This is a genomic window from Pseudarthrobacter sp. S3, from assembly GCF_050156905.1.
Taxonomy (GTDB): domain Bacteria; phylum Actinomycetota; class Actinomycetes; order Actinomycetales; family Micrococcaceae; genus Arthrobacter.
This window is the reverse complement of sequence record NZ_CP189583.1, coordinates 3444042-3469643: the sequence shown is the minus strand read 5'-3', so window position 1 is coordinate 3469643 and position 25602 is coordinate 3444042. Positions and strand designations below refer to the sequence as shown.

General features: G+C 65.4%; 22 protein-coding genes and 1 riboswitch. Of the genes, 10 read left to right on the top strand and 12 right to left on the bottom strand.

Annotation, left to right across the window (positions count from 1 at the left end; genetic code table 11):
* Positions 1 to 23: 23 nt before the first annotated feature.
* Entirely contained in the window at positions 24 to 2267 is a 2244-nt protein-coding gene (locus ACQCSV_RS16655) for a S9 family peptidase (protein ID WP_354155247.1), read from the bottom strand.
* A 385-nt stretch (positions 2268 to 2652) separates the two neighbouring features.
* Positions 2653 to 4317: an alkaline phosphatase D family protein gene (locus ACQCSV_RS16650; protein ID WP_426938847.1), complete on the bottom strand. Its 1665-nt coding sequence runs from the start codon at positions 4315 to 4317 to the stop codon at positions 2653 to 2655.
* A 170-nt stretch (positions 4318 to 4487) separates the two neighbouring features.
* Between ACQCSV_RS16650 and ACQCSV_RS16645 the strand changes: the two genes are divergently transcribed.
* Positions 4488 to 4904, top strand: coding sequence for a hypothetical protein (locus ACQCSV_RS16645; RefSeq protein ID WP_426938846.1), 417 nt, complete (start codon positions 4488 to 4490; stop codon positions 4902 to 4904).
* 474 nt (positions 4905 to 5378) lie between these two features.
* On the opposite strand, the gene ACQCSV_RS16640 is transcribed toward ACQCSV_RS16645, so the two are convergent.
* Positions 5379 to 6677: an IS110 family transposase gene (locus tag ACQCSV_RS16640; RefSeq protein WP_426938845.1), complete on the bottom strand. Its 1299-nt coding sequence runs from the start codon at positions 6675 to 6677 to the stop codon at positions 5379 to 5381.
* Positions 6678 to 6981: 304 nt separating this feature from the next.
* Between ACQCSV_RS16640 and ACQCSV_RS16635 the strand changes: the two genes are divergently transcribed.
* The gene (locus tag ACQCSV_RS16635; RefSeq protein WP_426938844.1) at positions 6982 to 7884 is read left to right on the top strand and encodes an IS982 family transposase; all 903 of its coding nucleotides are present in this window, start codon (positions 6982 to 6984) and stop codon (positions 7882 to 7884) included.
* Positions 7885 to 7932: 48 nt separating this feature from the next.
* Here the strand turns inward: ACQCSV_RS16635 and ACQCSV_RS16630 are convergent, their stop codons facing one another.
* The 7 genes from ACQCSV_RS16630 to ACQCSV_RS16600 all read right to left on the bottom strand — a co-directional run bounded on the left by ACQCSV_RS16630 (position 7933) and on the right by ACQCSV_RS16600 (position 12869).
* Positions 7933 to 9039, bottom strand: coding sequence for an LCP family protein (locus ACQCSV_RS16630; RefSeq protein ID WP_354222375.1), 1107 nt, complete (start codon positions 9037 to 9039; stop codon positions 7933 to 7935).
* Between the two features lie 109 nt (positions 9040 to 9148).
* Positions 9149 to 9790, bottom strand: coding sequence for a low molecular weight phosphatase family protein (locus ACQCSV_RS16625; RefSeq protein WP_354222373.1), 642 nt, complete (start codon positions 9788 to 9790; stop codon positions 9149 to 9151).
* 254 nt (positions 9791 to 10044) lie between these two features.
* Positions 10045 to 10218 (bottom strand): hypothetical protein, encoded by a 174-nt coding sequence (locus tag ACQCSV_RS16620; protein ID WP_354222371.1) that lies wholly within the window; start codon positions 10216 to 10218, stop codon positions 10045 to 10047.
* A gap of 170 nt (positions 10219 to 10388) precedes the next feature.
* Positions 10389 to 10967 (bottom strand): hypothetical protein, encoded by a 579-nt coding sequence (locus ACQCSV_RS16615; protein WP_354222369.1) that lies wholly within the window; start codon positions 10965 to 10967, stop codon positions 10389 to 10391.
* Complete coding sequence (locus tag ACQCSV_RS16610; RefSeq protein WP_426938843.1) at positions 10964 to 11515, bottom strand: RNA polymerase sigma factor; 552 nt, start codon at positions 11513 to 11515, stop codon at positions 10964 to 10966. The genes ACQCSV_RS16615 and ACQCSV_RS16610 overlap by 4 nt, the downstream gene beginning before the upstream one ends.
* 34 nt (positions 11516 to 11549) lie before the next feature.
* Positions 11550 to 12098, bottom strand: coding sequence for a protein tyrosine phosphatase (locus ACQCSV_RS16605; protein WP_426938842.1), 549 nt, complete (start codon positions 12096 to 12098; stop codon positions 11550 to 11552).
* 231 nt (positions 12099 to 12329) lie between these two features.
* Positions 12330 to 12869 (bottom strand): hypothetical protein, encoded by a 540-nt coding sequence (locus ACQCSV_RS16600; protein ID WP_426938841.1) that lies wholly within the window; start codon positions 12867 to 12869, stop codon positions 12330 to 12332.
* Between the two features lie 481 nt (positions 12870 to 13350).
* A riboswitch (glycine riboswitch) is annotated at positions 13351 to 13448 on the top strand.
* 160 nt (positions 13449 to 13608) lie between these two features.
* Here ACQCSV_RS16600 and gcvP point away from each other — a divergent pair.
* The 8 genes from gcvP (at position 13609) to purU (ending at position 23858) form a co-directional block, all read left to right on the top strand.
* Complete coding sequence (gene gcvP / locus ACQCSV_RS16595; RefSeq protein ID WP_426938840.1) at positions 13609 to 16461, top strand: aminomethyl-transferring glycine dehydrogenase; 2853 nt, start codon at positions 13609 to 13611, stop codon at positions 16459 to 16461.
* A gap of 22 nt (positions 16462 to 16483) precedes the next feature.
* On the top strand, positions 16484 to 17596 hold the full coding sequence (gene gcvT, locus ACQCSV_RS16590) for a glycine cleavage system aminomethyltransferase GcvT (protein ID WP_426938839.1): 1113 nt from the start codon (positions 16484 to 16486) through the stop codon (positions 17594 to 17596).
* Between the two features lie 142 nt (positions 17597 to 17738).
* On the top strand, positions 17739 to 18122 hold the full coding sequence (gene gcvH, locus ACQCSV_RS16585) for a glycine cleavage system protein GcvH (RefSeq protein ID WP_252570121.1): 384 nt from the start codon (positions 17739 to 17741) through the stop codon (positions 18120 to 18122).
* Positions 18119 to 19429, top strand: a complete 1311-nt coding sequence (glyA, locus tag ACQCSV_RS16580) for a serine hydroxymethyltransferase (protein WP_426938838.1) — start codon at positions 18119 to 18121, stop codon at positions 19427 to 19429. Before gcvH ends, glyA begins: the two co-directional genes overlap by 4 nt.
* A gap of 240 nt (positions 19430 to 19669) precedes the next feature.
* Entirely contained in the window at positions 19670 to 21067 is a 1398-nt protein-coding gene (locus ACQCSV_RS16575; protein WP_354167908.1) for an L-serine ammonia-lyase, read from the top strand.
* Positions 21068 to 21080: 13 nt separating this feature from the next.
* Positions 21081 to 22091 carry a lipoyl synthase gene (lipA, locus tag ACQCSV_RS16570; RefSeq protein ID WP_354184224.1) on the top strand — a complete coding sequence of 337 codons (1011 nt, stop codon included), beginning with the start codon at positions 21081 to 21083 and terminating at the stop codon, positions 22089 to 22091.
* 27 nt (positions 22092 to 22118) lie between these two features.
* On the top strand, positions 22119 to 22949 hold the full coding sequence (locus tag ACQCSV_RS16565) for a methylenetetrahydrofolate reductase (protein ID WP_354224615.1): 831 nt from the start codon (positions 22119 to 22121) through the stop codon (positions 22947 to 22949).
* Between the two features lie 54 nt (positions 22950 to 23003).
* On the top strand, positions 23004 to 23858 hold the full coding sequence (gene purU / locus ACQCSV_RS16560; RefSeq protein WP_426938837.1) for a formyltetrahydrofolate deformylase: 855 nt from the start codon (positions 23004 to 23006) through the stop codon (positions 23856 to 23858).
* 46 nt (positions 23859 to 23904) lie between these two features.
* On the opposite strand, the gene ACQCSV_RS16555 is transcribed toward purU, so the two are convergent.
* The gene (locus ACQCSV_RS16555) at positions 23905 to 24642 is read right to left on the bottom strand and encodes an ANTAR domain-containing protein (RefSeq protein WP_354162836.1); all 738 of its coding nucleotides are present in this window, start codon (positions 24640 to 24642) and stop codon (positions 23905 to 23907) included.
* A 167-nt stretch (positions 24643 to 24809) separates the two neighbouring features.
* On the bottom strand, positions 24810 to 25544 hold the full coding sequence (locus ACQCSV_RS16550; protein WP_426938836.1) for a GAF and ANTAR domain-containing protein: 735 nt from the start codon (positions 25542 to 25544) through the stop codon (positions 24810 to 24812).
* Between the last annotated feature and the right edge of the window lie 58 nt (positions 25545 to 25602).

Below are 25602 nucleotides of genomic sequence, written 5' to 3'. Positions count from 1 at the left end.
GCGAGATCCAGGAATCCGATGGGCTACTTGAGGCCAGCCCCGGGCAGCAGGTCCTTGGCGCCGAGGGAGTCGGCGAGGAAGGCGTAGTCCCACGCCCGCTCGCGCCACTGGACATAGCGCCCGGACGCGCCGCCGTGGCCGCCGTCCATCTCGATCTTCATCACCACAGGCTCCGTGCCGGTGGTCCTGTTCCGCAGCTCCTGGACCCACTTGGCGGGCTCCACGTATAGCACGCGCGTGTCGTTGAACGAGGTCACCGCGGCCACCTTGGGGTACGCGACTGAATGCACATTCTCGTACGGCGAGTACGACTTCATGTAGGCGTACACCTCCGGGTCCGTGATGGGGTTGCCCCATTCCTCCCACTCCAGAGCGGAGAGCGGCAACTCCGGGTCCAGGATGGTGGTGAGGGCATCCACAAACGGCACCTGCGCCACCACCGCTGCATACTTTTCCGGCGCCAGGTTGGCCACGGCACCCATCAGCAGACCGCCCGCAGAACCGCCCAGCGCCGCAATCCGGGACGGATCAACCCACCCGGAGGCGGCCAGCCAGTCGGTGGCGTCCACAAAGTCGGTGAACGTGTTCTTCTTGGTGAGCTTCTTGCCGTCCTCATACCAGTGCCGGCCCAGCTCGCCGCCGCCGCGGATGTGCGCGATCACAAACACCACACCACGGTCCAACAGTGATAGCCGGGCGATGCCGAAACCGGGGTCCATGCTCAGTTCGTAGGAGCCGTACCCGTAGACCAGGCCAGCCGCCGTCGAATCCTGTTTGACGCTCTTGTGCCGCAGCACAGACAGGGGGATCCGCGTGCCGTCCGCTGCGTCGGCCCATTCGCGGGTGGCCACGTAGTCGCCGGCGGAGTAGCCGCCCAGCACCGGGCTTTCCTTGCGGAGCAGCAGCTCACCAAGCGGCAAAGCCGGGGTGGGCAGCACAAAGTCGTAGACGCGCGACGGCGTGAAGTAGGACGTGTAGCCCAGCCGGATCACCGGCGCCTCGTAGTCCGAACCGCCCACGCCGGCCGTGTAGAGCTCCTCATCGAACGCCGGTTCCACCGGGGCTTCCTGAGCGGGCGTACCGAGGCCGGCCAATCCCATCACCTGGACGCGTTCGATGGTGTCCTTGCGGACGGAGACAATCAGGTGCGTGGAGGTGACGCCGGCACCGTTGACGCGGACGTCGTCGGAATGCTCGACGACGGTGATCCAGTGCTGCTCGGCCAGCGGCTTGGCGAGCTCGGCCGGGTCCGCCAGGGAGACCATGGAGTTGATGGCACCGCGGTTGTGGGTGAGCAGGATGCGCTCTGACGTTTCGCCGTCAGGACCGGTGAGCAGGAACGGTTCGGCCTCATAGAGGACGCGCTCGTCCCGCGAAATCACCGTGGTGAGGGCCGACGTCGGGTCATCAAAACGCAGCAGGCGGGTCTCGCTGTATTCGGAGCAGCCGATGCCCAGCACGAGGTGACGCCTGTCAGAGGAGAGCTCAAAGCCCAGCCACATGGCGACGTCGTCCTCCTGGTAAATCACCTCATCGTCGGTGACGGGGGTGCCCAGGACGTGGGACTTGACCTGGTACGGGCGCCACGAATCGTCCACCACGGTGTAGAAAATGCGGGTGCCGTCGGGGGAGAAGCTGACGCCGTAAAAGATGTTCTCGATGACGTCCGGCAGGAGTTCGCCCGTGCGGAGGTCCTTGATGTGAAGGGTGAAACGTTCGTCGCCGGCGTTGTCCACGGCGTAGGCATAGAGGTTCCCGTCCACGGTGACAGCCGATCCGCCCACGGAGAAGAACGGCTTGCCTTCGGCTTCGATGTTGCCGTCCAGCAGGACTTCCTCGCCGGGGATCTCGACGCCGGCCTGCACCGCGGGGGGAGTCCAATCGGCCACGGGGTTGCCGGAGTCCTGGGCGCGGACGCGGCACTGGATGCCGTACTCCTTGCCCTCAACCGAGCGGCTGAAGTACCACCAGCCGTCCTTGCGGTTTGGGACAGACAGGTCTGTTTCCTGGGTGCGGCCCTTGATTTCCTGGAAGATGGCCTCGCGCAGCGGCTCCTGGTGCGCGGTGACCGCCTCCTGGTAGGCGTTCTCGGCTTTCAGGTGCTCCACGACCTCGGGGGATTCCTTATCGCGCAGCCACTCGTAGTTGTCCACGAAGGTGTCCCCGTGGTGCGTACGCTCGTGCGGGACCTTCTTGGCGACGGGCGGTGCGGCGGGCGCAGGGGCAGCGGAAGAGTTGGCGGAATCCTGCAGCGGAGTCTGGGTCATGCCTTCAATATATAGAGCCGCGCGGACAACGGCGCGGCCGTTCGCTACCGGGGTAGCGCGGCCCCTTCCCGCCTCGGTTGATCTATCACTTATGGTTCCTAAACCCGGGGCAAAGCGACTCTAAGTGATAGATCAACGGGGCGGGCTGGGCAGGCAGCCAAAGTTACCCGCCGGAACCCCTTGAAACGTCCCCCGCCCGGTGCTAGAACGGCATTACCGGGAGGATCCGGACGCGTTTCTTTTTCATCTGCCTCTTGAGGGCGAATAGCCGTTTGGGCACGCCACAGCGCCAGATAGCGCATCGGCAGTCTGCGGGTGACCCTCCCGATACGGTGGCCCCCGGCATTGAGCCGGGGGCCATCTCAACTCCCGACGGCGGCCGTCCTCACCGCTCCGGCGTCAGCACCTGCGAGAAGAGCGTGGCGCCGTTGGCGTTCCGCAGGCTAGCGATGAAGCTGTCATCCTCGCCCAGTTGGACGTGGCCGAAGAACTGGTTCTCGCCGTCGCGCGGTGATTCGCCAGGGAACCGTCCGGCCTTGGCAAATACCACCTCGGGGCCGAAGGTCCCGTCCATCGGGTTCGGCCCGAAGGATCCGGCGGCGATGGGCCCGGCCACGAATTCCCAGAACGGATCGAAGTCCGTGAACGCCGCACGCTCGGGGGAGTAGTGGTGGGCGGCGCAGTAGTGCACGTCGGCCGTCAGCCACACCACGTTCTTGACCCGGTTGCGCTTGAACGCGCTCAACACCCCGGCGATCTCCAGTTCACGGCCCAGTGGAGCGCCCGGATCCCGGTTGGAGACGCTCTCCTCATTGACAGGGCCGTCCGGGACGATGATGCCCAAGGGCAGGTCCGCGGCGATCACCTTCCAGGTCGCCTTGGACTTGGAAACCTCGCGGATCAGCCAGTCCACCTGCTCCTGGCCAAGGATGGAGGTGGCGTGGGCCTCCTTGCCGTCGGTGTTGGGTGACTTGAAGGTGCGCATGTCCAGGCAGAACACGTCCAGCTGAGGACCGCGGGGGATCTTCCGGTAGATGCGGGCCGGCTGGTAGTGCCCGCCGTCGTCGAACGTTCCCGGGCGCCACAGCGCGGAACTGTCAGCGATGGGCATGTTCTCCTGCCACGCCTGCCGGCCACGCGCTGCGAGGGTGTTGACGTCGCGGACGGTGTAGCGGGGGTCGTCGATGATCTGGCCCGGGTACCAGTTGTTGTGGGTCTCGTGGTCGTCCCACTGGGCGATCACCGGGACGTCGGCGAACATGGCGCGCATGTTGGCGTCCAGGGAGTTGTAGCGGTGCCGGCCGCGGAACTCGGTGAGCGTTTCGGCCACCTTGGAGATCTCCTCGGTGACCAGGTTGCGCCACACCTGCCCGTCCTTCTCCACCACGGTTTCGGCAATGGGGCCGTCGGCGTAGACGGTGTCGCCGGAGTGGATGAAGAAGTCGGGCCGGGTGTTATGCATGGCCCGGTAGCCGCGCATGCCGCCGATCTCCTCGTTGATGCCCCAGCCCTGGCCGGCGGTGTCGCCGGTCCAGACAAAGCTTTGGGCGTATGACCGCGGGAGGTCACCGCCGGTGCGTCCCTCGCCGTTGAAGGTCCCGGCGTCGGGTGCCGTGCGGAAGGTTCCCTTGACGGTTTCCCCGGCCGCGCCGCCGTCGTCCTCGAAACTGATCTCCAGCGCGAAGCGGGTGTTGGCGGGGAGGTGGCTGGCGTGGATTTTGGCCGTGAAGTCCGACGCCTGGGTGGCTCTGGGACCGCGGAGGGTGCGTTCGAAGGCACCCCGCCCGCTCAGTGCAGTGCCGCCGTCGTCCACGGCGCGGAAGGTGGCGGTCATCCGGCCAGCGGCGGAGGCGCGGGACCAGAGCACAGCGGAATCCGAGGTGACGTCGCCGGTGGCGATGCCGCTGGGCAGGGTAAGGCGGTTCCGGACCAGGGGGATCCCGGACCGGCCGGCCCGGAAGCTGCTGGCGTTCGCGGCGGCGGGCGCGGCCGCCAGCGCTGCTGCGAGGACGGAACCTTTGACGATGGTGCGGCGTGAGATATCAGTCATAGGCCCACCCTGCCGGGGGCGAATACACAGCCCGTTTCCACCGGATGAACACCCGGCGTGGCGCGGGTTAACTTGAGCTCTTGTGGCTTGCCACAGAACGCGGAGCGGGACCTTGACAGGGCGTCATTATCGCGTCTAATTGTAAGCACTCTTAGTAATTTTTGGGGGCGATGATGCGAAACCTAATTCCGAAAGGCATCCTCCGGAAGGTGCTCCTGCCGCCCACATACGGCTTGCACCTGACACGGGGCGCTGAGTTCACGGTGCTCTCCGTCGAAGTCTGGAGCACGTGCCTGGTGGTCAACATCCACGTGGAATCCGCTGCCGGGAGGGCCATCCCGGAAATTGCCATCGAAGACCATTGGGGCACGCTCTACACGTTGAGGGATTCGGCCAGTGTGGGCTCACGGAACTTGCAGGTATTCACCCCGTCCGTGCCGCCCGGCACCAGAAGCTTGACCATCAGGTCCACGGACGACGCGAACGCCCGCCTGGTGGTGACCTTTGCCATCCCGCGGATGCAGGAAGCCGGCCAAGCAGCCAAGGCGCCGGTTTCCCGCCCGGTCCGACTGCGCCGTCCGGCCTAGAAGCAGGTCGGACTAGAACGCACTCACAGCCGGAGTGAGAGAGCGTTCGGGAAATTTCTGCAGGATGTGAGGGAGCGTTGATGGCGGGCGGGAGTATCCTGATCACGCAAAGGCGCACGCGCCCAGAGTGATGAGGGGAAGTTCCATGACCATCCCGCCAGTGCACGAACCAGAGCCGTTCCCGCCCGAACCAGGTCCGGACCCCTTTAACCCGGGCCCCACCCATCCCGGCCACCCGGGACCGGACGGGCCCAGCCCCATCCCGACGCCGGAACCTCCAGGCCCGCTGCCCGTCCCGGATCCGGGGCCGGCACCGCTGCGCCCGGACCCCACCCGGAGTTAAGTCACCAATGAAGCGGCCCCTGGCACGGCCGGGGGCCGCTTCATTGGTGCCCGCTGATCCGAAAATGGAGGTGCGCTGAAGGCGGCTGGCGCGTAGGGATGTGCCCGTCACTGTGTGGCGGTTGGTCGGCGCTATCGATATGGGTGGGTGTCAGGCTGCGGGGTCAAGGTGACGGTGTAGCCGAGGGCTTCGAGTTGGCGGACGTGATTGCGTTTGCTGGTGTCGGGGTTCGTGCGGCGGCTGAAGTGATCGGCACCGAGGTCATGGAACCGTGTATCCGGGTCCTTGAGGAGGTGCCAGATGATGACCAGGATGGAACGGCCGATGGCGACGATGGCGCGTTTCTTGCCCTGCCGCCTAGCCAGCCTCCGGTGGCGTTCGCCGAGGAAGGTATCGGTTCTGCCGGCACCGACGGCGGCTTCGCCCAGGATCCGGGCGAGATAGCGGTTGCCGTGCCCGGTCGACCCGCTGCCCTTGGTCTTCCCGGCAGAGGAGTTGATGCCCGGGGAGAACTTTGCCCAGGAACACAGGTGTCCTGCGGTCGGGAACCGGGACATGTCGACCCCGATTTCGGCCAGAATGATCGCGGCGGCAATGGGGCCGATGCCTGGGATCTCATCCAGACGCTCCGCCGCCGCGGCGAAAGGGGCAAGCTGCGCCTCGATTTGTTCATCGACCGCGGCGATATCAGCATCAATGCCGTCGATCCTGGCCAGCATCCGGGCCAGCAGGAAGGCGTGGTGGTCATCGAAGAGGCCAGTGAACGCCTCCTCGAGTTCGCTGATCTTCCTGCGCATGCTTGCCCGTGCCAGCTGCGCGAGGACCTTCGGGTTCCGTTCGCCGTCTATGAGCGCTGCCATCATCTCCCGGCCGGAGACCCCGAAAATGTCCGAGGCCACGACAGAGAGCTTGATGCACGCGTCCTCAAGAAGCTTTTCTACCCGGTTCTTCTCCGCCGTGCGGGTCCCGACCAGATCGATCCGGTACCGGGTCAGGTCCCGCAGCCGGCGGATTGGGGCAGGCGGGACAAAACTGGGCCGGAGCATCTGCCGCTCGGCGACTTTGCACAGCCAGACCGAGTCGAGCACGTCAGTTTTCGGACGTCCCGGCAAATGCCTGACGTCGCGCGCGTTGACCAGCCATGGCTCGAGCCCGTGCGCCTCCAGGAGATAGAACACCGGCTTCCAATAATCGGAGGTTGCCTCCATCACCACCCGCTCGACCCGGAGCTCCACCAGATGGTTGGCCAGCTCTGCCAACGACCGGCTCATCGTCGAATGTGTGGACACCTCCTGCAACCGCTTCTTCGAGTTCCCCTCCGCGGGGACCCGGACACAACACACGAGTTCAGCCTTGCCAATATCGATCGCGGCGACCCTGGCAATGATCTGTTCCTCATCCTGGGATTCGGCCAGCATGATCCTGTTCATCTCCTCACGTGCGAACCTGTCGATTATCGACGCGGCCGCCCGTGGGGATCGCCGGGAAAAATCGGAATCTAATCCACGTTCTCAGCAAAAGAAACAGTGAAGGGCCCAGAGCGCGACCCCCAACGCCCGGCTAGATGACGGCCTAGTGGAACCATAGAGGCACGGCGTTGACAGGCGGCCACGGCACCATTTTCAGCCCGGAACGGGCGTCCCGCAAGGGACACGAAGGCTAGATGAGTAATTCCGATTGGCTTGGTCGGTGTGGAGGCTTTTAAAGTCAGGCGGAGAGTGTTAAACCCAGTATGTGAACCCCGAATTGAACACTCTCCTGACCACACTCTATGTCCTTCTTACCGACCGTGTCCTGCCGGATCTTGGCGTGTCACGCGACCGCCGGCCTGGGCGCAAGCCCAGCCTGTCGGATGCAGAACTGCTGTGCCTGGCAGTGGCCCAGCAACTGCTGGGGTACTCCTCCGAAACCAGGTGGATCCGGTACGCCCGGACGCACCTGACCGGCATGTTCCCCTCCATTCCTCAGCAGCCCGGCTACAACAAACGGCTCCGGGCCGCCGGGACTCTGATCTCCGCGACTATCACAGCCTTGGCCAAGGACACTCCGTCCTGGCATGACGTGCTCCGCCTGGTCGATTCCACCCCGCTGCCCTGCGGGATGTCACGGGAAACCGTCAAACGCAGCGATCTCTCCGGTCACGCCGGTTATGGCTACTGCGCTTCCCATTCCCGCTACTTCTGGGGCTTCCGGCTCTACCTCATCAGCACCCCGGACGGCATGCCTGTCATCTGGGGTCTGGCGAACCCGAAAATCGGGGAACGCGAAGTCACCCAGGCCCTGCTGGAAAAAGACCACCACCTCGTCCGCGCCGGCCAAGTCATCCTCGGAGACAAAGGCTTCGCCGGCAAAGACTTCGAACGGTTCATCACCGAAGACCTCGGCGCCCACCTCATCAGACCCGACCGCAAGGACGAAAAGCCACGCTTCGGCAAACTCGGCGGCATCCGGCAATGGATCGAATCCGTCTTCGACACCCTCAAAGGCCAACTCACCCTCGAACAACACGGCGGCCGAACCACCGAAGGCGTCTACGCACGCGTCGCCGCCCGGCTCCTGGCCCTCGCCGCCGGAATCTGGCACAACTGGCTAACCGGAGCACCCCGCAAACGCTCCCTGATCGCCTACGACCACTAAATCCAATCGGAATTAATCATCTAGTACCGGATCGTGTTGCCCGGCGTGCTATCCGCCGGCGTACTCGGGCAGCCGGCCTTCGCGCATGGCCGCCGCCACCTGGGCGATCCCGCCGTAGTCCGGGAACACCACCGACGCCCCTCCAGGTGCCGTGCCCACCCCGGCTGTCGGCAGCGTGAGCGAAACAATGGCATTGGGGTCGATGCCGCGCATTCCGTAGGCAAGGATCGCCACGCCCACAGGATCAAAGCCCTGGTCCACGGTGAGGTAGCCGGCGGCGAAATTCACCAGGGCCCGCACTGCGGTCACATCGTGCAGGGCGCCGTCGCTGGTCAGCCGGGCGAGGATGGCGCGGAGGAACGTCTGCTGGTTTCGGACCCGCTGGAAGTCGCCGTCAACGAAGGCGTAGCGCTCGCGGACGAATTCCAGTGCCGCCTGGCCGTCCAGGTGGTTCACCCCCGGCGTGAAAACGTGCTGCGTTTCGTGCGTGGACTGGAACGGCACTGTGACGTTCACGTCGATTCCGCCCAGCCCGTCCGTGAGCGTCTTAAATCCGTTGAAATCCAGCATGACGGTGTGGTCGATGTGGGTCTCCATCAGGGACTCCACCGTCCGGGTGGCCAGCGGTATGCCGCCCGCCTGCAGGCTTTCGTTGATCTTGGCGAAGCCATAGTCGGGGATGTTGACGTAGAGGTCCCGCATGAGGGAGACGACGTGCACACTGCGGCGGTCGGCCGGGACGTGGACCAGCATCAGGGTGTCGGCGCGGTGGTCCTGGGATTCGCCGGTGGCTTGGGTGATGGCCGCCTGCTCCCGGGCGTTGGCGCGGCTGTCGCTGCCGATCACCAGGATGTTCATGGGCGCCGCCGGGAGTTCCGCGATGGGTTCGGGCGGCGGGGGAGGGGCCGGTGCCGGCGGCGGCGGCGGCGTCTCCGAAGGAGTGGGGGTCGCGGAGTCAGCGATGATGGGCGCCGGGGCCGCAACATCCGCGGCTGGCCGGGTGAATACCAGGGCGGACACGACGACGACGGCCACCAGCACCAGCGACAGCACCGCCGCGATCACGCGCCGCCGTTTCAGCGCGGCAGGCGCGGCAGCTTCGGGGCCGGACGGGGCCGGGTCAATCGGATCCGAACCGCTTGGGGTGCTTACCATGACTTAGTGTCCGCCCTCGTGCCCGGTTACGGCTATAACGCGGGGCGTGTCGTTTCCGTGCTGTGACGTACGACGGTGGCTCGCCGGGTTCGGTGAAAAGCGCGCTTGCTTAGGCGGGAACGTTGAGGCGGGCGTGCCGCAGGACGGAAACGATGGCGGGGGCCAGCTCGTCCTCCATCTGGCGGTATACCTCCGGGCTGCGCCGGTAGGGGTCAATGATGTCGTTCTCCGAGGAATCCGCCGGCAGCGACAGGTGCCGGACGGACGCGGCCCGCGCGGGCAGCCCTCGCCAGAAGGCGGTGTTGGCACTGAGGGGATTGCCGCCGTCGGCCGTTACCGGACCGATTGCGGCACTGTCCGCACGCTCGTCCAGGACGTCGAGCATCCGGGCGAACTCGCGGATGGTGAAGGTGCGCTTGAGCAGGGACGCGTCCAGTTGGAGTACTTCGCCGCGATGGCCCGAGGTCATGGTGAGCACCAGGTCCACGCCGCGCAATATTTTGCTGGTCAGTTGCCGCGAGACGAAACCGTCCGGGTTCCCGCCAAAGGTGCGCACGATGTCTCCGGACAGCGGCTGCATGGGGTCGCCCAGCATGGCCCGGGTTCCGGCGCTGGTGACCTCGAAGCCGCCCGGCATCACCTGGTCCAGCCCGGCCTGCAGCAGGCGTTCGGCCACTGGGGAGCGGCAGATGTTGCCGGTGCAGACCGTCAGGATCCTCACGGGTGCGGGGGCAGATGCGGGGGATTCCACGGAACTTCTCTTTTCCAGCCGGGGCGCCGGACCGAGACGGCCCGTCGTGGCTCTCAACTTAACATGTGCGGGCGGGGTGTGCTCAGCGGCTGCCGTGTCGCTGGGTGCCGGGCCAGTCATGGCCCAGAACGCAATTGCGGCGGAGAAAACCGTGACGCTGACGGCCACCCTCATGCAGCTTAACGGCTCAGGCGCTTCGGGCGCCGCAACCGCGGTTGTCCGCAACCAGAAAATCGGGCATATCGAGGTTCACCCTACTGGCTTGACGCCAGACGCCCCATCAGCACGGCACCGGCCGCGGGGGACGGCACCACCCAGGCGAAGGCAAGGACGCCCGCGGACAGCGGGACGGACACCACGTCCGCCCGTCCACCGTGGCGCGGACGCCCCGGCCTGTTCGCCCGGGTCATCGCGACGTAGCGGTCCACCGCTCGTCGAACCTGCCGGCCGGCTCGATCGCCTCCACCATGTCCGCGGACGATTTCAAAGAGCCGACCTCCTGCTCGGTCTCGATCGCTGCGGCGGCTCCCTCAGGAACGAGGTCCCGCAGTCCCGAGCCGGGTTGGCCGCCGGCAGCAGCTTGGTGCCCACGTTCAGGCTAACTGTGGGCCTTGAAGGACGGAGATGCGGGTGCAGGCCGGTTCCCTGGCTTCTGGGGGACGGCGGGTGCAGGCCCGTTAGCCGGTCCGTTGGCTGGCGGGATCACCGGCGATGACGCGGGGTTCGTGCCGGACCGCCCCGGGTCGCCTTGCGCAGGTGCTGGAAGATCGGGAACGCGGGCGGGCGTCTTCGTGGCACCGGGGCCGGGTGCGGGTGTTGGCTTTCCCGAGTAGCCGTGCGTGACCGCGTCGATCACGGTGGTGATGGCCTGTTGTGCATGTTCGCGGAATCCGGGATCGGCCGCGGCCACGGCCGCTGTGCCAATTCCCATGGACGCTGCAATGGCCACCGCCGTGAAGGCGGTTCGGCGGTGGTTGCGCCGGCGGCGGGCGTCCAGGCTGGCCGGTCCGGTGGCCATGAGTGCTTCAAGTTCAGCGGAAGGAACCACAGCGGGACTGGCCACAAAACAGCGCAGGTCCAGCAGTACGGCTCTCAGATCAGGGGCATCTTCGCTGCCGGTTTCCAAGAGTAGTTCATCGACGACCTGTTCGTCGCGAAGTGTGTGCCTGGTGATCATGAGGCCACCCTTGTCTCAACTTTGAGCAGCTTCCGTAGGCTGGCCAGGGCCCGGTGCTGGAGCTGCGTTATGGCACCTGGCGACTTCTGCATGATGGAGGCGACGTCGTTCACGGACAACTCAGCGATGATACGCAGCCGGAGGACTTCCCGATGATCCTCGCTGAGGCCCTCAAGCATCGCGAGGGCGTTGGCTTCTGCGTTGCCGTCCAGGACCGTGTCCTCGGCCGATGCGCTCAGACGGTCGTCCCTGCCGGGATCGTACTCCATCGGGACGGGTGTTCTGCTGCGGCGGCGGTGGTGATCTACGAGGCGGGCGTGGGCGATGGAGAAGATCAGCACCCGGAGGCCTTTCGCTCCGCCGCTGACCGCCGTCAATCTGGGGTATACGGCCAGGAACACATCGTGGGTGACGCCCTCGGGATCGTCCACTCCGCCGGCCCGCAGATAGCCAGCGACTGCCGGTGAGAATGCCCGGTATACGGCGGAGAACAACGATGCGCAGTCCCCGTGGCCCGCTGCCACCAGGTCGTCAGTGATCGTATCCATCCCCCGCCTCCCAGACATCCCCGTTCGGCCTGGCTTAGGGTTTCCCTGCCGTGGCAGGCTTGTGGGACAGGCCCTTGTCAGCCTGCGCCAGCGGCGTTCCCTTGCCCGGTGATAGGGATGTGCCCGAGTTAGCCGGTTTGTCCTGCCGATGGTCAGCCGCCTGGCCGGGCGCTGGCACGGATTTGCAATACGCTGCGATACCCGCGCCGCCATTCGCTGCCGTCGCCAAGGACTCAGAGGCGGTTGAGGCCGGGTCCAGGCCGCCGTTGGTGAACGCCGTGCACAGTCCGAAGGCTGCCGGACCGGTAGCGTCCGGGCCCGCAGGTGTTGCGTCCGGCCGCGGCGCTGGCGCAGCGGCGGCCTTCGATGCTTTCCCGTGCCGGGCCGCGGCGGGCGTATGCTCAGCGGCCGTGGAAGCGGCCGCCGGTGCTGGGGCGCCCATGACCTCATGACTGGCCTGCTGGAGCGGCGCGGGAAGTGTCCCGGTGTAGGCTGCGGTGGCCGCGCCCCCGGCGGCGAGGGTTCCTCCGGCCAGAATCCCGGCCGCGATCTTGCTTGTCACCAATGCGGTAAAGAACGACATGAAGTCCTCCAATGTGAATACCCTGAAAAATGCTGATGGACGTCAGGTCCATATTTAAGTAATCGCCCGACGTGCGGGAATATGACGCAGATTGCACGCTAAATCCGAAAGACTTGATCAAGGGACGTGATGAACTCCCGCCGCGCGGCCGCCCAAGGTTCCTGAACGGGCGACGACGGGCGGGCAGCAGCGATGGTCCCGCCCCTGCGCTGCCCGTCGCACTGCCGGAACCTATCCGATGCTGTACCAGTTCGTCCCGTCGCGGGTGACCTGGAGGCCGCCGCCGGATTCGGTCGTCACCGCGTTTCCGTCATAGACGAAGCCGCTGGGGTCAGCCGGGCAGGAACCTGGCGCGGGTCCGTCCGTGCCCAAGACAGGCGCGCCTTCATAGCCAGTGAGGTAGAAGCCTGTCACGGCTCCGTCCTTACCCTTGGAGTTCTCACGCGCAACCGTGGTGACGAGTCCTTGGGCAGTGCTGGTGGTGCTGTGCTGTTGAACAATTTCCCGTGTTTCAGCGTCGCCCTGCACGACGATCTTCGTGCAGGTCCACGTCGTCTCGCTAACAGAATTCACGCGGAAGTCCACGGCAAATGCGTTGTCCTGGAGCACTTTGTTATTCCAGGAAAAGACAAGCTGCACATCCCCCTTGCCGACAAACCCCGTCCCCGTGGCCGGATCAAATATCACGGACGCCATTGCCGGAGCCGCCACCGCCATAAGGCCTGCCAACGCCGCCGACGCGCCGGCCACTCTAAGTGAAGTTGTTCTCATGTGAGCTCAATGCCCCTTCAGATCTGGTTCGGACCGGGGCGCGGATCGCAGCGTCCGGTAGCCGGAGTCTACGAACGTACGCCGACCGAAAGTACGAGTACCCAGTACTCGACTTATCGGAACCTGCCATGACTCCGCTTACCCGGTACTCGCCTCAGCCGGAGGCGCGACTCACCCGGAATGGTCCGACTGATCCCGAAACGACCCTTGCGAACCCTGGCGTGACCCCATGTGACCCACACGCCGCACAGTTACGGGTGGTTGTGGCCGGCACAAACGTCATTCGACGGCCCCCGCTGTCGCTTCTGGGCTCATCGCCACTGCCGGCCTCCACCTCTGGCAGCGCCACGCCAGAATGAGCGTCCCCGGCGAAACAGTCAGCCAGGTGGCACTGGCATCCATCCTCCCCGCGCCGCCTTGCAAGCGGCCTGAAATCCGGTTATCCTGTGAGACGTGTCACTGACGAAGTGGCACATGCTTTTGATCTGCGGCGGGAGAGTCCTGCCGGTACGTTCAGCAGGCGCCGTAGGAGCAAATCCTCTCCGGGAATCTCTCAGGCCCAGGTACCGCCGCGGTTAGGCAACTCTGGAAAGTAGTCCGGCAACGGGCTCACCGACGGTGCAAGTGTCACCCTGTGAAAGCAGGTAGGCGCGGAAACTCTCAGGTCCAATACAGAGCGGGGAGGAACCCGAGTCAATGTGGCGTACCCAGCACGCCACCTGAATTATGGAGTTCCTTCATGACCATCCAGTCGTCCCCCTCCACTTTTGCCGATCGGCATATTGGCGCCCGCCGCCAGGCCGATGTTGACACCATGCTCAAGGCCGTTGGCTATGACAGCGTTGACGGCCTCGTGGACGTTGCTGTCCCAGACTCCATCCGCCAGGCCAAGCCGCTGGCCCTCAAGGACGCCCTGAGTGAGGTTGAGGTCCTTGCCGAGCTGCGGAAGTTGGCTGCGAAGAATAAGACTGCTGTGCAGATGATCGGGCAGGGTTATTACGGCACGGTGACGCCCGCGGTGATCCGCCGGAACATCCTGGAGGCCCCGGCCTGGTACACCGCGTATACCCCGTACCAGCCGGAGATTTCGCAGGGCCGGTTGGAGGCGTTGCTGAACTTCCAGACCATGGTCCAGGACCTGGTGGGCCTGCCGATCGCGAACGCCTCCCTGCTGGATGAAGCCACGGCGGTGGCTGAGGCTGTGCTGATGATGCGCCGGGCGAACAAGAACAAGGAAGCCCGGGATGGCAAGACGGTCCTGGATGCGGATTGCCTGCCGCAGACCATCGCGATCGTGAAGGGCCGCGCCGAGGCCCTCGGGTTCGAGGTGGAGGTCGCTGACCTGTCCAGGGGCATGCCGGAGGGTGTCATTAACGGTGTGGTGCTGCAGCAGCCGGGTGTGTCCGGCCGGGTCTTCAACCACACCACCGTTATTGCCGCTGCCAAGGAGCGCGGCGCGCTCGTGACCGTTGCCGCTGATCTGTTGGCGTTGACGCTGATCACCCCTCCCGGGGAGCAGGGTGCGGACATCGCGGTCGGTTCGACGCAGCGTTTTGGGGTGCCGTTGTTCTTCGGCGGCCCGCACGCGGCGTATATGGCGGTGGCGAAGGGCCTGGAACGGTCCATGCCCGGCCGCCTCGTCGGTGTCTCCAAGGACGACGCCGGTGTCCCGGCGTACCGTCTGGCGCTGCAGACCCGTGAGCAGCACATCCGCCGTGAGAAGGCCACGTCCAACATCTGCACCGCGCAGGCACTGCTGGCCATCGTCTCCTCCTTCTACGCCGTTTACCACGGCCCCGACGGCCTCAAGGCAATCGCGGAGCAGGTCCATCACAACGCCCGCACCCTGGCCACCACGCTGAAGGTCGCCGGCCGCGACCTGGTTACCGAGACCTTCTTCGACACCGTCACGGTCCGCGTCCCGGGCAAGGCGGCCAAGGTCATCGCCGCCGCCGAAGCGCGCGGAATCAACCTGCGCCAGATCGATGCGGACACCGTCGGCGTCTCCGCTGATGAAACCACGACGACGGATGTTCTCTCCGCGATCGCCGTCGCCTTCGGTGCCGGTCCGGTGGTGGAGGCGAAGGGCTTTGAACTGCCCGAGTCCGTGCTCCGCACCTCTGAGTATCTGCAGCACCCGGTGTTCAACACGCACCGTTCCGAGACGCAGTTGCTGCGCTACATCCGCAGGCTTTCGGATCGGGATCTGGCGCTGGACCGGACCATGATCCCGTTGGGTTCGTGCACCATGAAGCTGAACGCCACGGCGGAGATGGAAGCCATTTCCTGGCCGGAGTTCGCCTCGATCCACCCGTTTGCCCCGGATTCCCAGACCGTGGGCTGGCGTGAGCTGATCGGCGGGCTGGAGTCTGACCTCGCGGAAATCACTGGCTACGATCAGGTGTCGCTGCAGCCGAACGCCGGGTCCCAGGGTGAGCTCGCGGGCCTGCTGGCGATCCGTGGCTATCACCTGTCCCGCGGCGATGACCAGCGGACGGTGTGCCTGATCCCGGCTTCGGCGCATGGCACCAACGCGGCCTCGGCTGTCCTGGCCGGCATGAAGGTGGTTGTGGTGGCGACCGCTGCGGATGGCAGCATTGATCATGCGGACCTGAACGCCAAGATCGAGGCGAACAAGGACGTCCTCTCGGCGATCATGATCACCTACCCCTCCACCCATGGTGTGTACGACGCGGACGTGACCGAAATCTGCGACGCCGTGCACGCCGCGGGCGGCCAGGTCTACGTGGATGGTGCCAACCTGAACGCCCTTGTGGGTCTGGCGCAGCCGGGCAAGTTCGGCGGTGACGTCTCGCACCTGAACCTGCACAAGACGTTCTGCATCCCGCATGGCGGCGGCGGACCCGGTGTTGGTCCGGTCGCAGCGAAGGCGCACCTGGCACCGTTTATGCCCGGTGACGCTAACAAGTCAGCCCACGAAGCGGGCCACGGCGTGGCCATCAGCGCATCCAACTACGGTTCCGCGGGCGTCCTGCCGATCTCGTGGGCGTATGTGAAGCTGATGGGTGCCGAGGGCCTGACCGAGGCGACGAAGTCGGCGCTGCTGGCGGCGAACTACGTTGCGGCACGCCTGAACGAGTACTTCCCGGTCCTTTACACCGGTGAGGGCGGACTCGTGGCGCACGAGTGCATCCTGGACCTGCGGGAGTTGACGGCGAAGACCGGCGTTACGGCTGAGGATGTGGCCAAGCGCCTCATTGACTACGGTTTCCATGCCCCTACCCTGGCGTTCCCGGTTGCGGGCACGCTGATGGTGGAACCGACGGAGTCCGAGGACCTGGTGGAGATCGACCGGTTCATCGACGCGATGATCACCATCCGGAAGGAAATCGACCAGGTGGCCAGCGGCGATTTCAGCGTCGAGAACAGCCCGCTGCGCCACGCACCCCACACCGCGTCCGCCGTCGTGAATTCCGATTGGAACCGCGCGTACCCGCGCGAGCAGGCTGCCTTCCCGCTCCACCACCTCAAGCAGGACAAGTACTTCCCGCCCGTAGGCCGGATCGACGGCGCAGCCGGGGACCGCAACCTGATCTGCTCCTGCCCGCCCATCGAGGAATTCGCGAACTAGTTTCGTGTGAAAGGCTTTCATAATGACTGAGAACTACACCGCTCTTTACGAAGAGCACAAGAAACTCGGCGCTTCCTTCACCGATTTCGGTGGCTGGCAGATGCCCCTGAAGTACAGCTCGGAGCTGGCCGAGCACCACGCGGTGCGCAACGCTGCCGGCCTGTTCGACCTCTCCCACATGGGCGAAGTCTGGGTTTCCGGCCTGGAAGCCGGCGCGTTCCTGGACTATGCACTCGTGGGCAAGCTCTCCGCCATCGCGGACGGGAAAGCCAAGTACTCACTCATCTGCAACGCCGACGGCGGCATCATCGATGACCTCATCGTGTACCGCTTCGGCGACGAGAAGTACCTCGTGGTCCCCAACGCGGGCAACGCCCCCACCGTCGCCGTCGCCCTGGCCGAACGTGCCACGGCTTTCAACGTGAAGGTGGAGGATGCCTCCGCCATCACCTCGCTGATCGCGGTCCAGGGCCCCAAGGCCGAGGCCATCCTGCTCAAGCTGACCGATGAGGCCCAGCACGCACTGGTTACCGGCCTGTTGTACTACGCGTTCAACGAACTCACCGTGGCCGGCCACAACGTCATCCTGGCCCGCACCGGCTATACCGGCGAGGACGGCTTCGAGCTCTTTGTAGCGAACGACGACGCCGCCTCCCTTTGGGCGTCCGTCGCCGAAGCGGGGGCCGAGTTCGGGATCGTTCCGTGCGGCCTCGCCTCACGCGATTCGCTCCGCCTCGAAGCCGGCATGCCGCTCTACGGCAACGAGCTTTCGCTCGAACGGTCACCGTTCGATGCCGGCCTGGGTGGCGTTGTGGCACTCAAGAGCAAGGAAGGCGACTTCGTGGGCCGCTCCGCCCTGGCAGCCGCCAAGGAAGCCGGTTCCAAGCGTAAGCTTGTGGGCTTGAAGGGACTCGGACGTCGCGCCGGCCGCGGGCACTACCCGGTGCTCAAGGACGGCGCAGTGGTTGGCGAAGTCACCTCCGGCCAGCCCAGCCCCACCCTTGGCTACCCGGTCGCGATGGCCTATGTCGACGTTGAGCACGCCGAGATTGGCACCGCCCTGGACATCGACCTGCGCGGCAAGGCAGAGCCTTTCGAGGTTGTCGCCCTGCCGTTCTACAAGCGCCAAAAGTAAGTCCACCGGCTCCCTGAGTCCGGGACCGGCGGACCGGAGTTTTCACGCGTGCTGTTCGTTCCTCGCTCTGACGCACGCTTTCGAATACTCCCGCCCACCGACCGCACGACCACAACTGACTTCGAAACCTAAGGAAACACACATGGCTAAGGTTGCCGCTGAACTGAAGTACTCCGCCGAGCACGAGTGGATTTCCACTGATGGCTCGGGCCCGTCCGTTGTTGGCGTGTCCGCTGTTGCCGCTGAGGCGCTGGGCGACATCGTGTACGTGGACCTGCCCGAGGTTGGCTCCACGGTGACCGCGGGGGAGACCTGCGGCGAGATCGAGTCCACCAAGTCTGTCTCCGACCTGTACTCCCCGGTGACGGGCGAGGTCACGGAAATCAACGACGACGCCGTCGGCGATCCTGCACTCATCAACTCTGATCCCTACGGTGCCGGCTGGCTGTTCAAGGTCACCGTCGAGTCCGAGGGCCCGCTGCTGTCGGCGCAGGAATACGCCGAAGTAAACGGTGGCGAACTGTGAGCGCCGCTGCCGGTACCGCAGTTTTTGAGCAGGTAGTCTCCGCGAGCCTGGACACCGACCTGTCGGTGCTGGACCCGGAGATCGCTGCCAAGATCGATGACGAACTGGGCCGCCAGCGCAATGGCCTGGAAATGATCGCCTCGGAGAACCACACAGCCGTCGCCGTGATGCAGGCGCAGGGCTCCGTCCTGACCAACAAGTACGCCGAGGGCTACCCGGGCAAGCGCTACTACGGTGGCTGCGAGCACGTGGACGTCATCGAACAGCTCGCCATCGACAGGGTCAAGGCACTGTTCGGTGCCGAGTTCGCCAATGTGCAGCCGCACTCCGGCGCCCAGGCCAACGCCTCGGTGATGCACGCGCTGATCAAGCCGGGCGATACCATCATGGGCCTGAACCTGGCCCACGGCGGCCACCTCACCCACGGCATGAAGATCAACTTCTCCGGCAAGTTGTACAACGTGGTCCCGTACCAGGTCCGCGAAGACACCCACACCATTGACATGGCCGAGGTGGAGCGCCTGGCGCTGGAGCACAAGCCGCAGCTGATCGTTGCCGGCTGGTCGGCCTATGCCCGCCAGCTGGACTTCGCCGAATTCCGCCGGATCGCCGACCTGGTGGGTGCCTTCCTGATGGTGGACATGGCGCACTTCGCCGGACTGGTGGCAGCTGGGCTGCATCCGAGCCCGGTGCCGCACGCCCACGTCACCACCTCCACCACGCACAAGACCCTCGCCGGTCCGCGCGGCGGCATCATCCTCTCCAACGACGCCGCGATCGCCAAGAAGATTAACTCGGCCGTCTTCCCCGGACAGCAGGGCGGACCGCTCGAGCACGTGATCGCCGGCAAGGCTGTGGCCTTCAAGATCGCGGCCTCGCCTGAGTTCAAGGAACGCCAGGAACGCGTCCTGCTTGGCGCCAGCATCCTGGCCGACCGCCTGGTCCAGCCGGACGTCACCGCCAAGGGCATCAACGTGATCTCCGGCGGCACCGACGTCCACCTGGTCCTGGTTGACCTGCGCAACTGCGAGCTGGACGGCCAGCAGGCCGAGGACCGCCTGGCCGCGATTGACATCACCGTCAACCGCAACGCCGTGCCGTTCGATCCGCGGCCGCCGATGGTCACTTCAGGTCTCCGGATCGGCACCCCCGCGCTGGCAACCCGCGGGTTCGGCGAGGCAGCCTTCCGCGAAGTTGCGGACATCATCGCCGAGGCATTGATTGCCGACGCCGACGCGGACCTTTCCGGCCTGCGTCACCGGGTAGAGGCACTCGCCGCCGCCCACCCGCTGTACCCGGGCATTTAGCTTCTGCCCGTACCGGTGGGACTGACATCCTCTGCGTGCTGCTCCTTCGTCGCTTTGACGCACGCTGCCGGATGCCAGCCCCACCGGCACTCGCGGGGACCGTCGCCTTTGGTGACGTTCGCGGGTGACTGGGCGGATTCCGGAAGCGTGCGTCAGAGGCGAGGTACGAGCCAGCACGCGGAGGAATTCGGCCAGGCGCCACCCAACCCGACCAATTAATTAGTTAGTTAGGAAACGCACATGGCCGTTGGAGTCTTTGATTTGTTCTCCGTCGGGATCGGGCCTTCGAGCTCGCACACCGTTGGCCCGATGCGGGCTGCCGCGGTGTTTGCCGAGGAGTTAAAGGGCTCCGGCAGACTGGACAAGGTGGCGGGGCTGCGGGTGGACCTCTACGGGTCCTTGGCGGCGACGGGCCACGGACACGGCACCATGACGGCCATCCTGCTGGGCCTGGAGGGTTTCCACCCCGAAAAGATCCTGCCGGCCGAGGTAGAGGAGCGGCTCGCCGCGATCGCCGAAACCGGCACCCTCCAGCTCGCCGGCTCCGTACCCCTGCCCTACGGGGTCAAGGACATGGTCCTGCGCCCGCTCACTGTCCTGCCGCGGCACACCAACGGCATGACCTTCACAGTCAGCGACAAAGAAGGCGAGGTCCTGCACAAGGCCACCTTCTTCTCCGTGGGCGGCGGCTTCATTGTCCGCGAAGGTGAAGAGGACGCGGCCCTGAAGGAACTCGACGAGTCCAAGAAGGAGCTGCCGCTGCCATTCCGCACCGCCGCGGAGTTGCTGGGCCGGTGCCAGTCCAAGGGCCTGTCGATCGGCGAGGTCATGTTCGTGAATGAGCTTGCCTCCCGGTCGGAGGCGGAAATCCGCGAGGGCCTGCTGCACATCTACTCCGTCATGGAGGAGTGCGTGGCAACCAGCCTCAAGCGTGAGGGGCTGCTGCCCGGCGGACTGAAGGTCCGCCGTCGTGCTCCGGACTGGCGTGAGCGCCTCGAAAAGGAGGACAAGGACCGGGACCCGAAGTACTGGCAGGAATGGGTGAACCTCATCGCCCTGGCAGTGAACGAGGAGAACGCGTCCGGCGGCCGGGTGGTCACGGCACCCACCAACGGTGCCGCGGGGATCATCCCGGCAGTCCTGTATTACGCACTGCATTTCGCACCCGGGATGGACAAAGCCACGCAGGAAGACCGCGACGACGTTGTGGTCAAGTTCCTGCTCACGGCCGGTGCCATCGGGGTGCTGTACAAGGAACAGGCGTCCATTTCGGGCGCCGAGGTGGGCTGCCAGGGCGAGGTGGGATCGGCGTCGTCCATGGCGGCCGGGGCCCTCGCCGAGGTCATGGGCGGCACACCCCAGCAGGTGGAGAACGCCGCGGAGATCGCGATGGAACACAACCTGGGCCTGACGTGCGATCCGATCGGCGGATTGGTCCAGGTCCCGTGCATCGAGCGCAACGCGATCGCGGCGGCGAAGGCCATCAACGCCGCGAAGATGGCGCTTTGGGGCGACGGCACCCACCGGGTGTCGCTGGACGAGGTGATCGTGACCATGCGCGAGACCGGCAGGGACATGAGCTCCAAGTACAAGGAAACAGCCATGGGCGGCCTCGCCGTCAACGTCGTGGAATGCTAAGGGAAGAGAACTGATGACACTGGCACCAGAAGGCCGGAAGCTGCTGCGCGTTGAGCAGCGTAACTCTGCAGTACCGGTGGAGCGGAAGCCGGAGTGGATCAAGGCGAAGGTCCAGATGGGTCCGGAGTATGTCCAGCTCAAGAACCTGGTTAAGAAGGAAGGCCTGCACACGGTGTGTGAGGAGGCCGGCTGCCCGAACATTTTTGAGTGCTGGGAAGATAAGGAAGCGACGTTCCTGATTGGTGGCTCCGAATGCACCCGGCGTTGTGATTTCTGCCAGATCGATACGGGTAAGCCGTCCCCGGTGGACGTGTTTGAGCCCACGAAGGTGGCCCGTTCGGTCCTGGCCATGCAGCTGCGCTACGCCACCGTCACCGGGGTGGCCCGGGATGATCTGGCCGATGAGGGTGTGTGGCTGTATGCCGAGACGGTGCGGAAGATCCACGAGCTGAACCCGGGTACCGGCGTTGAACTGTTGATCCCTGACTTTTCCGGCAAGCCCGAGCACATCGAGGCGATCTGTGATTCGAAGCCGGAGGTCTTCGCGCACAACGTTGAAACCGTGCCCCGGATTTTCAAGCGGATCCGGCCCGCGTTCCGGTACGAGAGGTCCCTGGATGTCATCACCCAGGGCCGGAACCTGGGCATGGTGACCAAGTCCAACCTGATCCTGGGTATGGGTGAGACCCGCGAGGAGATCTCCGAGGCGCTGCGGGACCTGCACGAGGCCGGCTGTGACCTGATCACCATCACCCAGTACCTTCGCCCGTCCGAGCGGCACCTGCCGGTGGACCGCTGGGTCAAGCCGCAGGAGTTCGTGGACCTTCAGGACGAGGCCAAGGAGATCGGCTTCCTCGGCGTCATGAGTGGACCGCTGGTCCGTTCCTCCTACCGGGCCGGCCGGCTCTGGGCCACCGCGATGCGCAAGAAGGGCTGGGAAATCCCCGCCCAGCTCGCCCACATCGAGTCTTCCGGCAGCACCCGCCAGGAAGCCAGCTCACTGCTGGCAGCCCACGCCAGCTGACCCTTCGATATCAGGAAAGGACCGAAGATGCTCCCTACAAGAATCGAAATCATCCCCTCAACCGGGATCGTTGACCAGGTCCGGGCGCTGGTTCCGCTGACCACCACGCTGACCATGACGTGCCTGCCGCACCACGGTGTCGAGCGGACCATGCGCACGTCGGTTGAGCTGAGCGACTTCGGCTACACCGTCATCCCGCACCTGGCCGCGCGCAGCATCCATGACCGGGCCGAACTGACCCGGATCATGCGGGACTGCGACGGCGCGGGCATCGGCGAGGTGTTTGTGATCGGCGGCGACCGGAAGCAGCCCGCCGGCCCGTACGGGTCCGCACTCCCGCTGCTCGAAGACATCGCCCAGTACACCGGCGGCCGGATGCGCGCCGGCGTGGCAGGCTACCCGGAAGGCCACCCGACCGTGGCCGCCCTGGACCTGCTCGAGGCCCTGCAGGACAAGCAGCACCTGGCCACCCACGTGGTCACCCAGATGTGCTTCGACGCGCCCAAAATCCTTGACTTTGCGGCGCTCCTGCGCCGTGAAGGCGTGAACCTGCCCGTCTGGGCGGGCGTGGCGGGGTCCGTCCCGCGGACCAAACTGCTGGCACTTGCCACGCAGATCGGCGTCGGGAGTTCCCTGAAGTTCCTCAGCAGCAAAGGAACGCTGGCGCGCAAGCTGCTCAGCGGCGACCGCTACTCACCCCACACCCTGGTGGCCGGGCTCGAAAGCCAGCCCGACATCGCAGGGATCCACCTTTACAGCTTCAACAACCTCGATGCGGTCCCCAATGAAGCGGGCCACGCATCATCCCCAACGGCACTCCAGCCAGCACTGATTCGAGGAGCAGCACGTGAGCAGTAAGACCACCGTTTCCCCCCAAACTCCCCACCTGGCCGCGGCGAAGGATTCACGGGAGTGACTACCGAACATGTTCTGACAGTCAATTGCGCCGAGTCCCCGGGCATTGTCCACGCGATCACGGGGTACCTGCTGGATCACGGGTGCGACATCATCGACACCAATCACTTCGGTGACCGCCAGGCCCAGCAGTTCTTTATGCGGGTGCATTTCGCGGCAGGGAAAACAGCCTTCAGCACCGAGGACCTGCGCCGGGACTTCGAGCCGCTGGCCGCTGAGTGGGCTATGAGCTGGCAGCTGGAACCGCACGGCCGCAAGCGCCGGGTCCTGGTGATGGTGTCCAAGTTCGGGCACTGCCTCAATGACCTGCTGTTCCGGGCCCGCACGGGTGATCTTCCGGTGGAAATCGTGGCCGTGGTCTCGAACCACACGGACCACGAAGAGCTGGTCAAGTGGCACAACATCCCGTTCTTCCACCTCCCGGTCACTCAGGGGACCAAGCCTGCGCAGGAAGCCCGCCTGCTGGAGCTCGTGGACGAGTTCGAGGTGGAACTGGTGGTCCTGGCCCGCTATATGCAGGTCCTTAGCGATCAGCTGTCGGCCCAGCTGACGGGCAAAACCATCAACATCCACCACTCGTTCCTGCCCAGTTTCAAGGGCGCCAAGCCGTACCACCAGGCCTATGACCGCGGCGTGAAGACAGTGGGCGCTACGGCGCACTACGTCAACGCGGAACTGGATGAGGGACCGATCATCGCCCAGCAGGTCATCGACGTGGACCACACGTACACGGCCGATGACCTGGTCCGCGTGGGCCGCGATGCTGAGTGCAAGGCGCTCAGTAGCGCGGTCCGGTGGCACTGTGAAGGCCGGGTAATGCTCGACGGCGGGCGGACGGTAGTTCTGCGCTGACCGTACCGAGCGTCCCACCACGCAATGCCCGACGGCGGGAGCCGGCTTAGGTGCGGTGCTGGAAGTGTGTGGTCGGTACGCCGCCTTTCAGGGTGCTCAGCATCCCTTCGGCGACGTCGCGGAGGGTCAGGTTCTGCTCGCTCGAGGCGGCGGTGAGGATCTGGACCGCCGCGTCGTAGGAGCACTGGTTCTGGCCCATGATCACGCCGCAGGCGGTGTTGATCGCGGTACGGCCGGCCATGGCTGCGCGGAGATCCGCGGATTGGGCCAGGCCTGCCCGGACCTGCAGTGCCAGGACCAGGCTTTTGGCTGCCACGACGGAGAATGCCAGCACCTCGGCTGCCACAACCGGGGTGAACACGTTCGTTTCCGCCGTATACAACGTCAGTGCGGCCCGGTAGCCGCGTTCCAGCGGCAATGGCACGGCGAAAGCGGAACGGAAGCCTGCTGCCCTGAGAGTGGCCGGGTACTCATCCCAGCGATTGTCCAGGGAGCGGGCATTGAGAATGATGGTCAGGCGGCCGCCCAGTGCCCGCGAGGTGGGACCCCGTCCGGCGAGCTGGTCCCAGCGGGAAAGGCCGCCGGCGCCGTCGGTGGTTGCCGCAGTGGAAGGCGTTCCGTCGGGCCTCACGATGGTCACAGTGCTCTCCACCTCGGAACCTGCCATGTCGCTCACCGCGGGAGCCGCAATCCGGGCAAGGGTGCACGCCGATGCTGCTTCCGAGTGTCCCCGGATGTCCAGCAGGGCGCCTGAGACGCGCCAGTCCACCAGTTGATCGATCATGATGCCCCAGTCCTCATGTGTCGGTACGCCTTCATCATAAAAGGGCCGGCGGGCAAGGACACGAGTAGTGAGTACTCGCTTTTTTACGGCCAGGCCCGGACCAGGTTGCGGCTGCACACTGAGCCCGGCTGAAGTTCAGGCTGAGCGCTGGACGGGGCTAACTACGCCTACTTGTCGAAGTAGGTGGTGGCTTCCTCGCCCGAGACCTTCCGGACGATCTCGTCGGCCACGTCCCGGAGCTTCTGGTTCCGGTGGCTGGAGACGTTCATCAGGATGGACATGGCATCGGACTGGCTGCAGCGGTTCTGGGCCATGATGATTCCGCTGGCAAGGTTGATGGCGGTGCGGCTCATCATCGCCGCGCTGAGGTCATCCGCGGCGCTTTCGGCGGTTCCCACCCTGACGGCCAGGCGGACGGCGCTGCCGGCGACGGCGGCGAAGCTGGCTGCCTCGGTGATGGTGTCCTCTGTGAACACGCCGGTGGACGGCGCGAAGAAGTTCAGGACTGCGGCGGCGTTTTGACCCAGTTCAAGGGGGACGCCCAGGGCGCTGTGGATGCCCTCCTCCATCAGGCGTTTCTGGTAGGTAGGCCAGCGCGTGTCTGTGCGGACATCGGCCAGCAGGACAGGGGTGGCCGCCTTCAATGCTGTGAGGCACGGCCCTTCGCCCACGGCCTGTTCGATGCGGTCCAGCTGGATGGCCCGCTCGGTGCTTCCGCCCACCGTTGCCGTCTTCCTGGCGAGCTTGAGGGTGACCCCGCATTCCACCGTGGCGCCGGCGCTGCGGCTCAGTGCGGATGCGGCGATGATGGACAGCCCGCCCAGGAAGTCGGCCACCGATCCCGTGCCGATGATCAGGTCCTGCAGCTCAAGGAGCAGTTCGTGTTCGGGCGAATTGGTCATGCCCAAATCTAGGCCGAACGCGGGGTGCCCACAAGTTGACGGCGGTGATCTCGCAACC

Bases quoted from the DNA above. Each gene is read 5' to 3' on its own strand.
- ACQCSV_RS16655 (WP_354155247.1), bottom strand. From the start codon at position 2,267: ATGACCCAGACTCCGCTGCAGGATTCCGCCAACTCTTCCGCTGCCCCT.
- ACQCSV_RS16650 (WP_426938847.1), bottom strand. From the start codon at position 4,317: ATGACTGATATCTCACGCCGCACCATCGTCAAAGGTTCCGTCCTCGCA.
- ACQCSV_RS16645 (WP_426938846.1), top strand. From the start codon at position 4,488: ATGATGCGAAACCTAATTCCGAAAGGCATCCTCCGGAAGGTGCTCCTG.
- ACQCSV_RS16640 (WP_426938845.1), bottom strand. From the start codon at position 6,677: ATGAACAGGATCATGCTGGCCGAATCCCAGGATGAGGAACAGATCATT.
- ACQCSV_RS16630 (WP_354222375.1), bottom strand. From the start codon at position 9,039: ATGGTAAGCACCCCAAGCGGTTCGGATCCGATTGACCCGGCCCCGTCC.
- ACQCSV_RS16615 (WP_354222369.1), bottom strand. From the start codon at position 10,967: ATGATCACCAGGCACACACTTCGCGACGAACAGGTCGTCGATGAACTA.
- ACQCSV_RS16610 (WP_426938843.1), bottom strand. From the start codon at position 11,515: ATGGATACGATCACTGACGACCTGGTGGCAGCGGGCCACGGGGACTGC.
- ACQCSV_RS16605 (WP_426938842.1), bottom strand. From the start codon at position 12,098: ATGTCGTTCTTTACCGCATTGGTGACAAGCAAGATCGCGGCCGGGATT.
- ACQCSV_RS16600 (WP_426938841.1), bottom strand. From the start codon at position 12,869: ATGAGAACAACTTCACTTAGAGTGGCCGGCGCGTCGGCGGCGTTGGCA.
- gcvP (WP_426938840.1), top strand. From the start codon at position 13,609: ATGACCATCCAGTCGTCCCCCTCCACTTTTGCCGATCGGCATATTGGC.
- gcvT (WP_426938839.1), top strand. From the start codon at position 16,484: ATGACTGAGAACTACACCGCTCTTTACGAAGAGCACAAGAAACTCGGC.
- gcvH (WP_252570121.1), top strand. From the start codon at position 17,739: ATGGCTAAGGTTGCCGCTGAACTGAAGTACTCCGCCGAGCACGAGTGG.
- ACQCSV_RS16575 (WP_354167908.1), top strand. From the start codon at position 19,670: ATGGCCGTTGGAGTCTTTGATTTGTTCTCCGTCGGGATCGGGCCTTCG.
- lipA (WP_354184224.1), top strand. From the start codon at position 21,081: ATGACACTGGCACCAGAAGGCCGGAAGCTGCTGCGCGTTGAGCAGCGT.
- ACQCSV_RS16565 (WP_354224615.1), top strand. From the start codon at position 22,119: ATGCTCCCTACAAGAATCGAAATCATCCCCTCAACCGGGATCGTTGAC.
- ACQCSV_RS16555 (WP_354162836.1), bottom strand. From the start codon at position 24,642: ATGATCGATCAACTGGTGGACTGGCGCGTCTCAGGCGCCCTGCTGGAC.
- ACQCSV_RS16550 (WP_426938836.1), bottom strand. From the start codon at position 25,544: ATGACCAATTCGCCCGAACACGAACTGCTCCTTGAGCTGCAGGACCTG.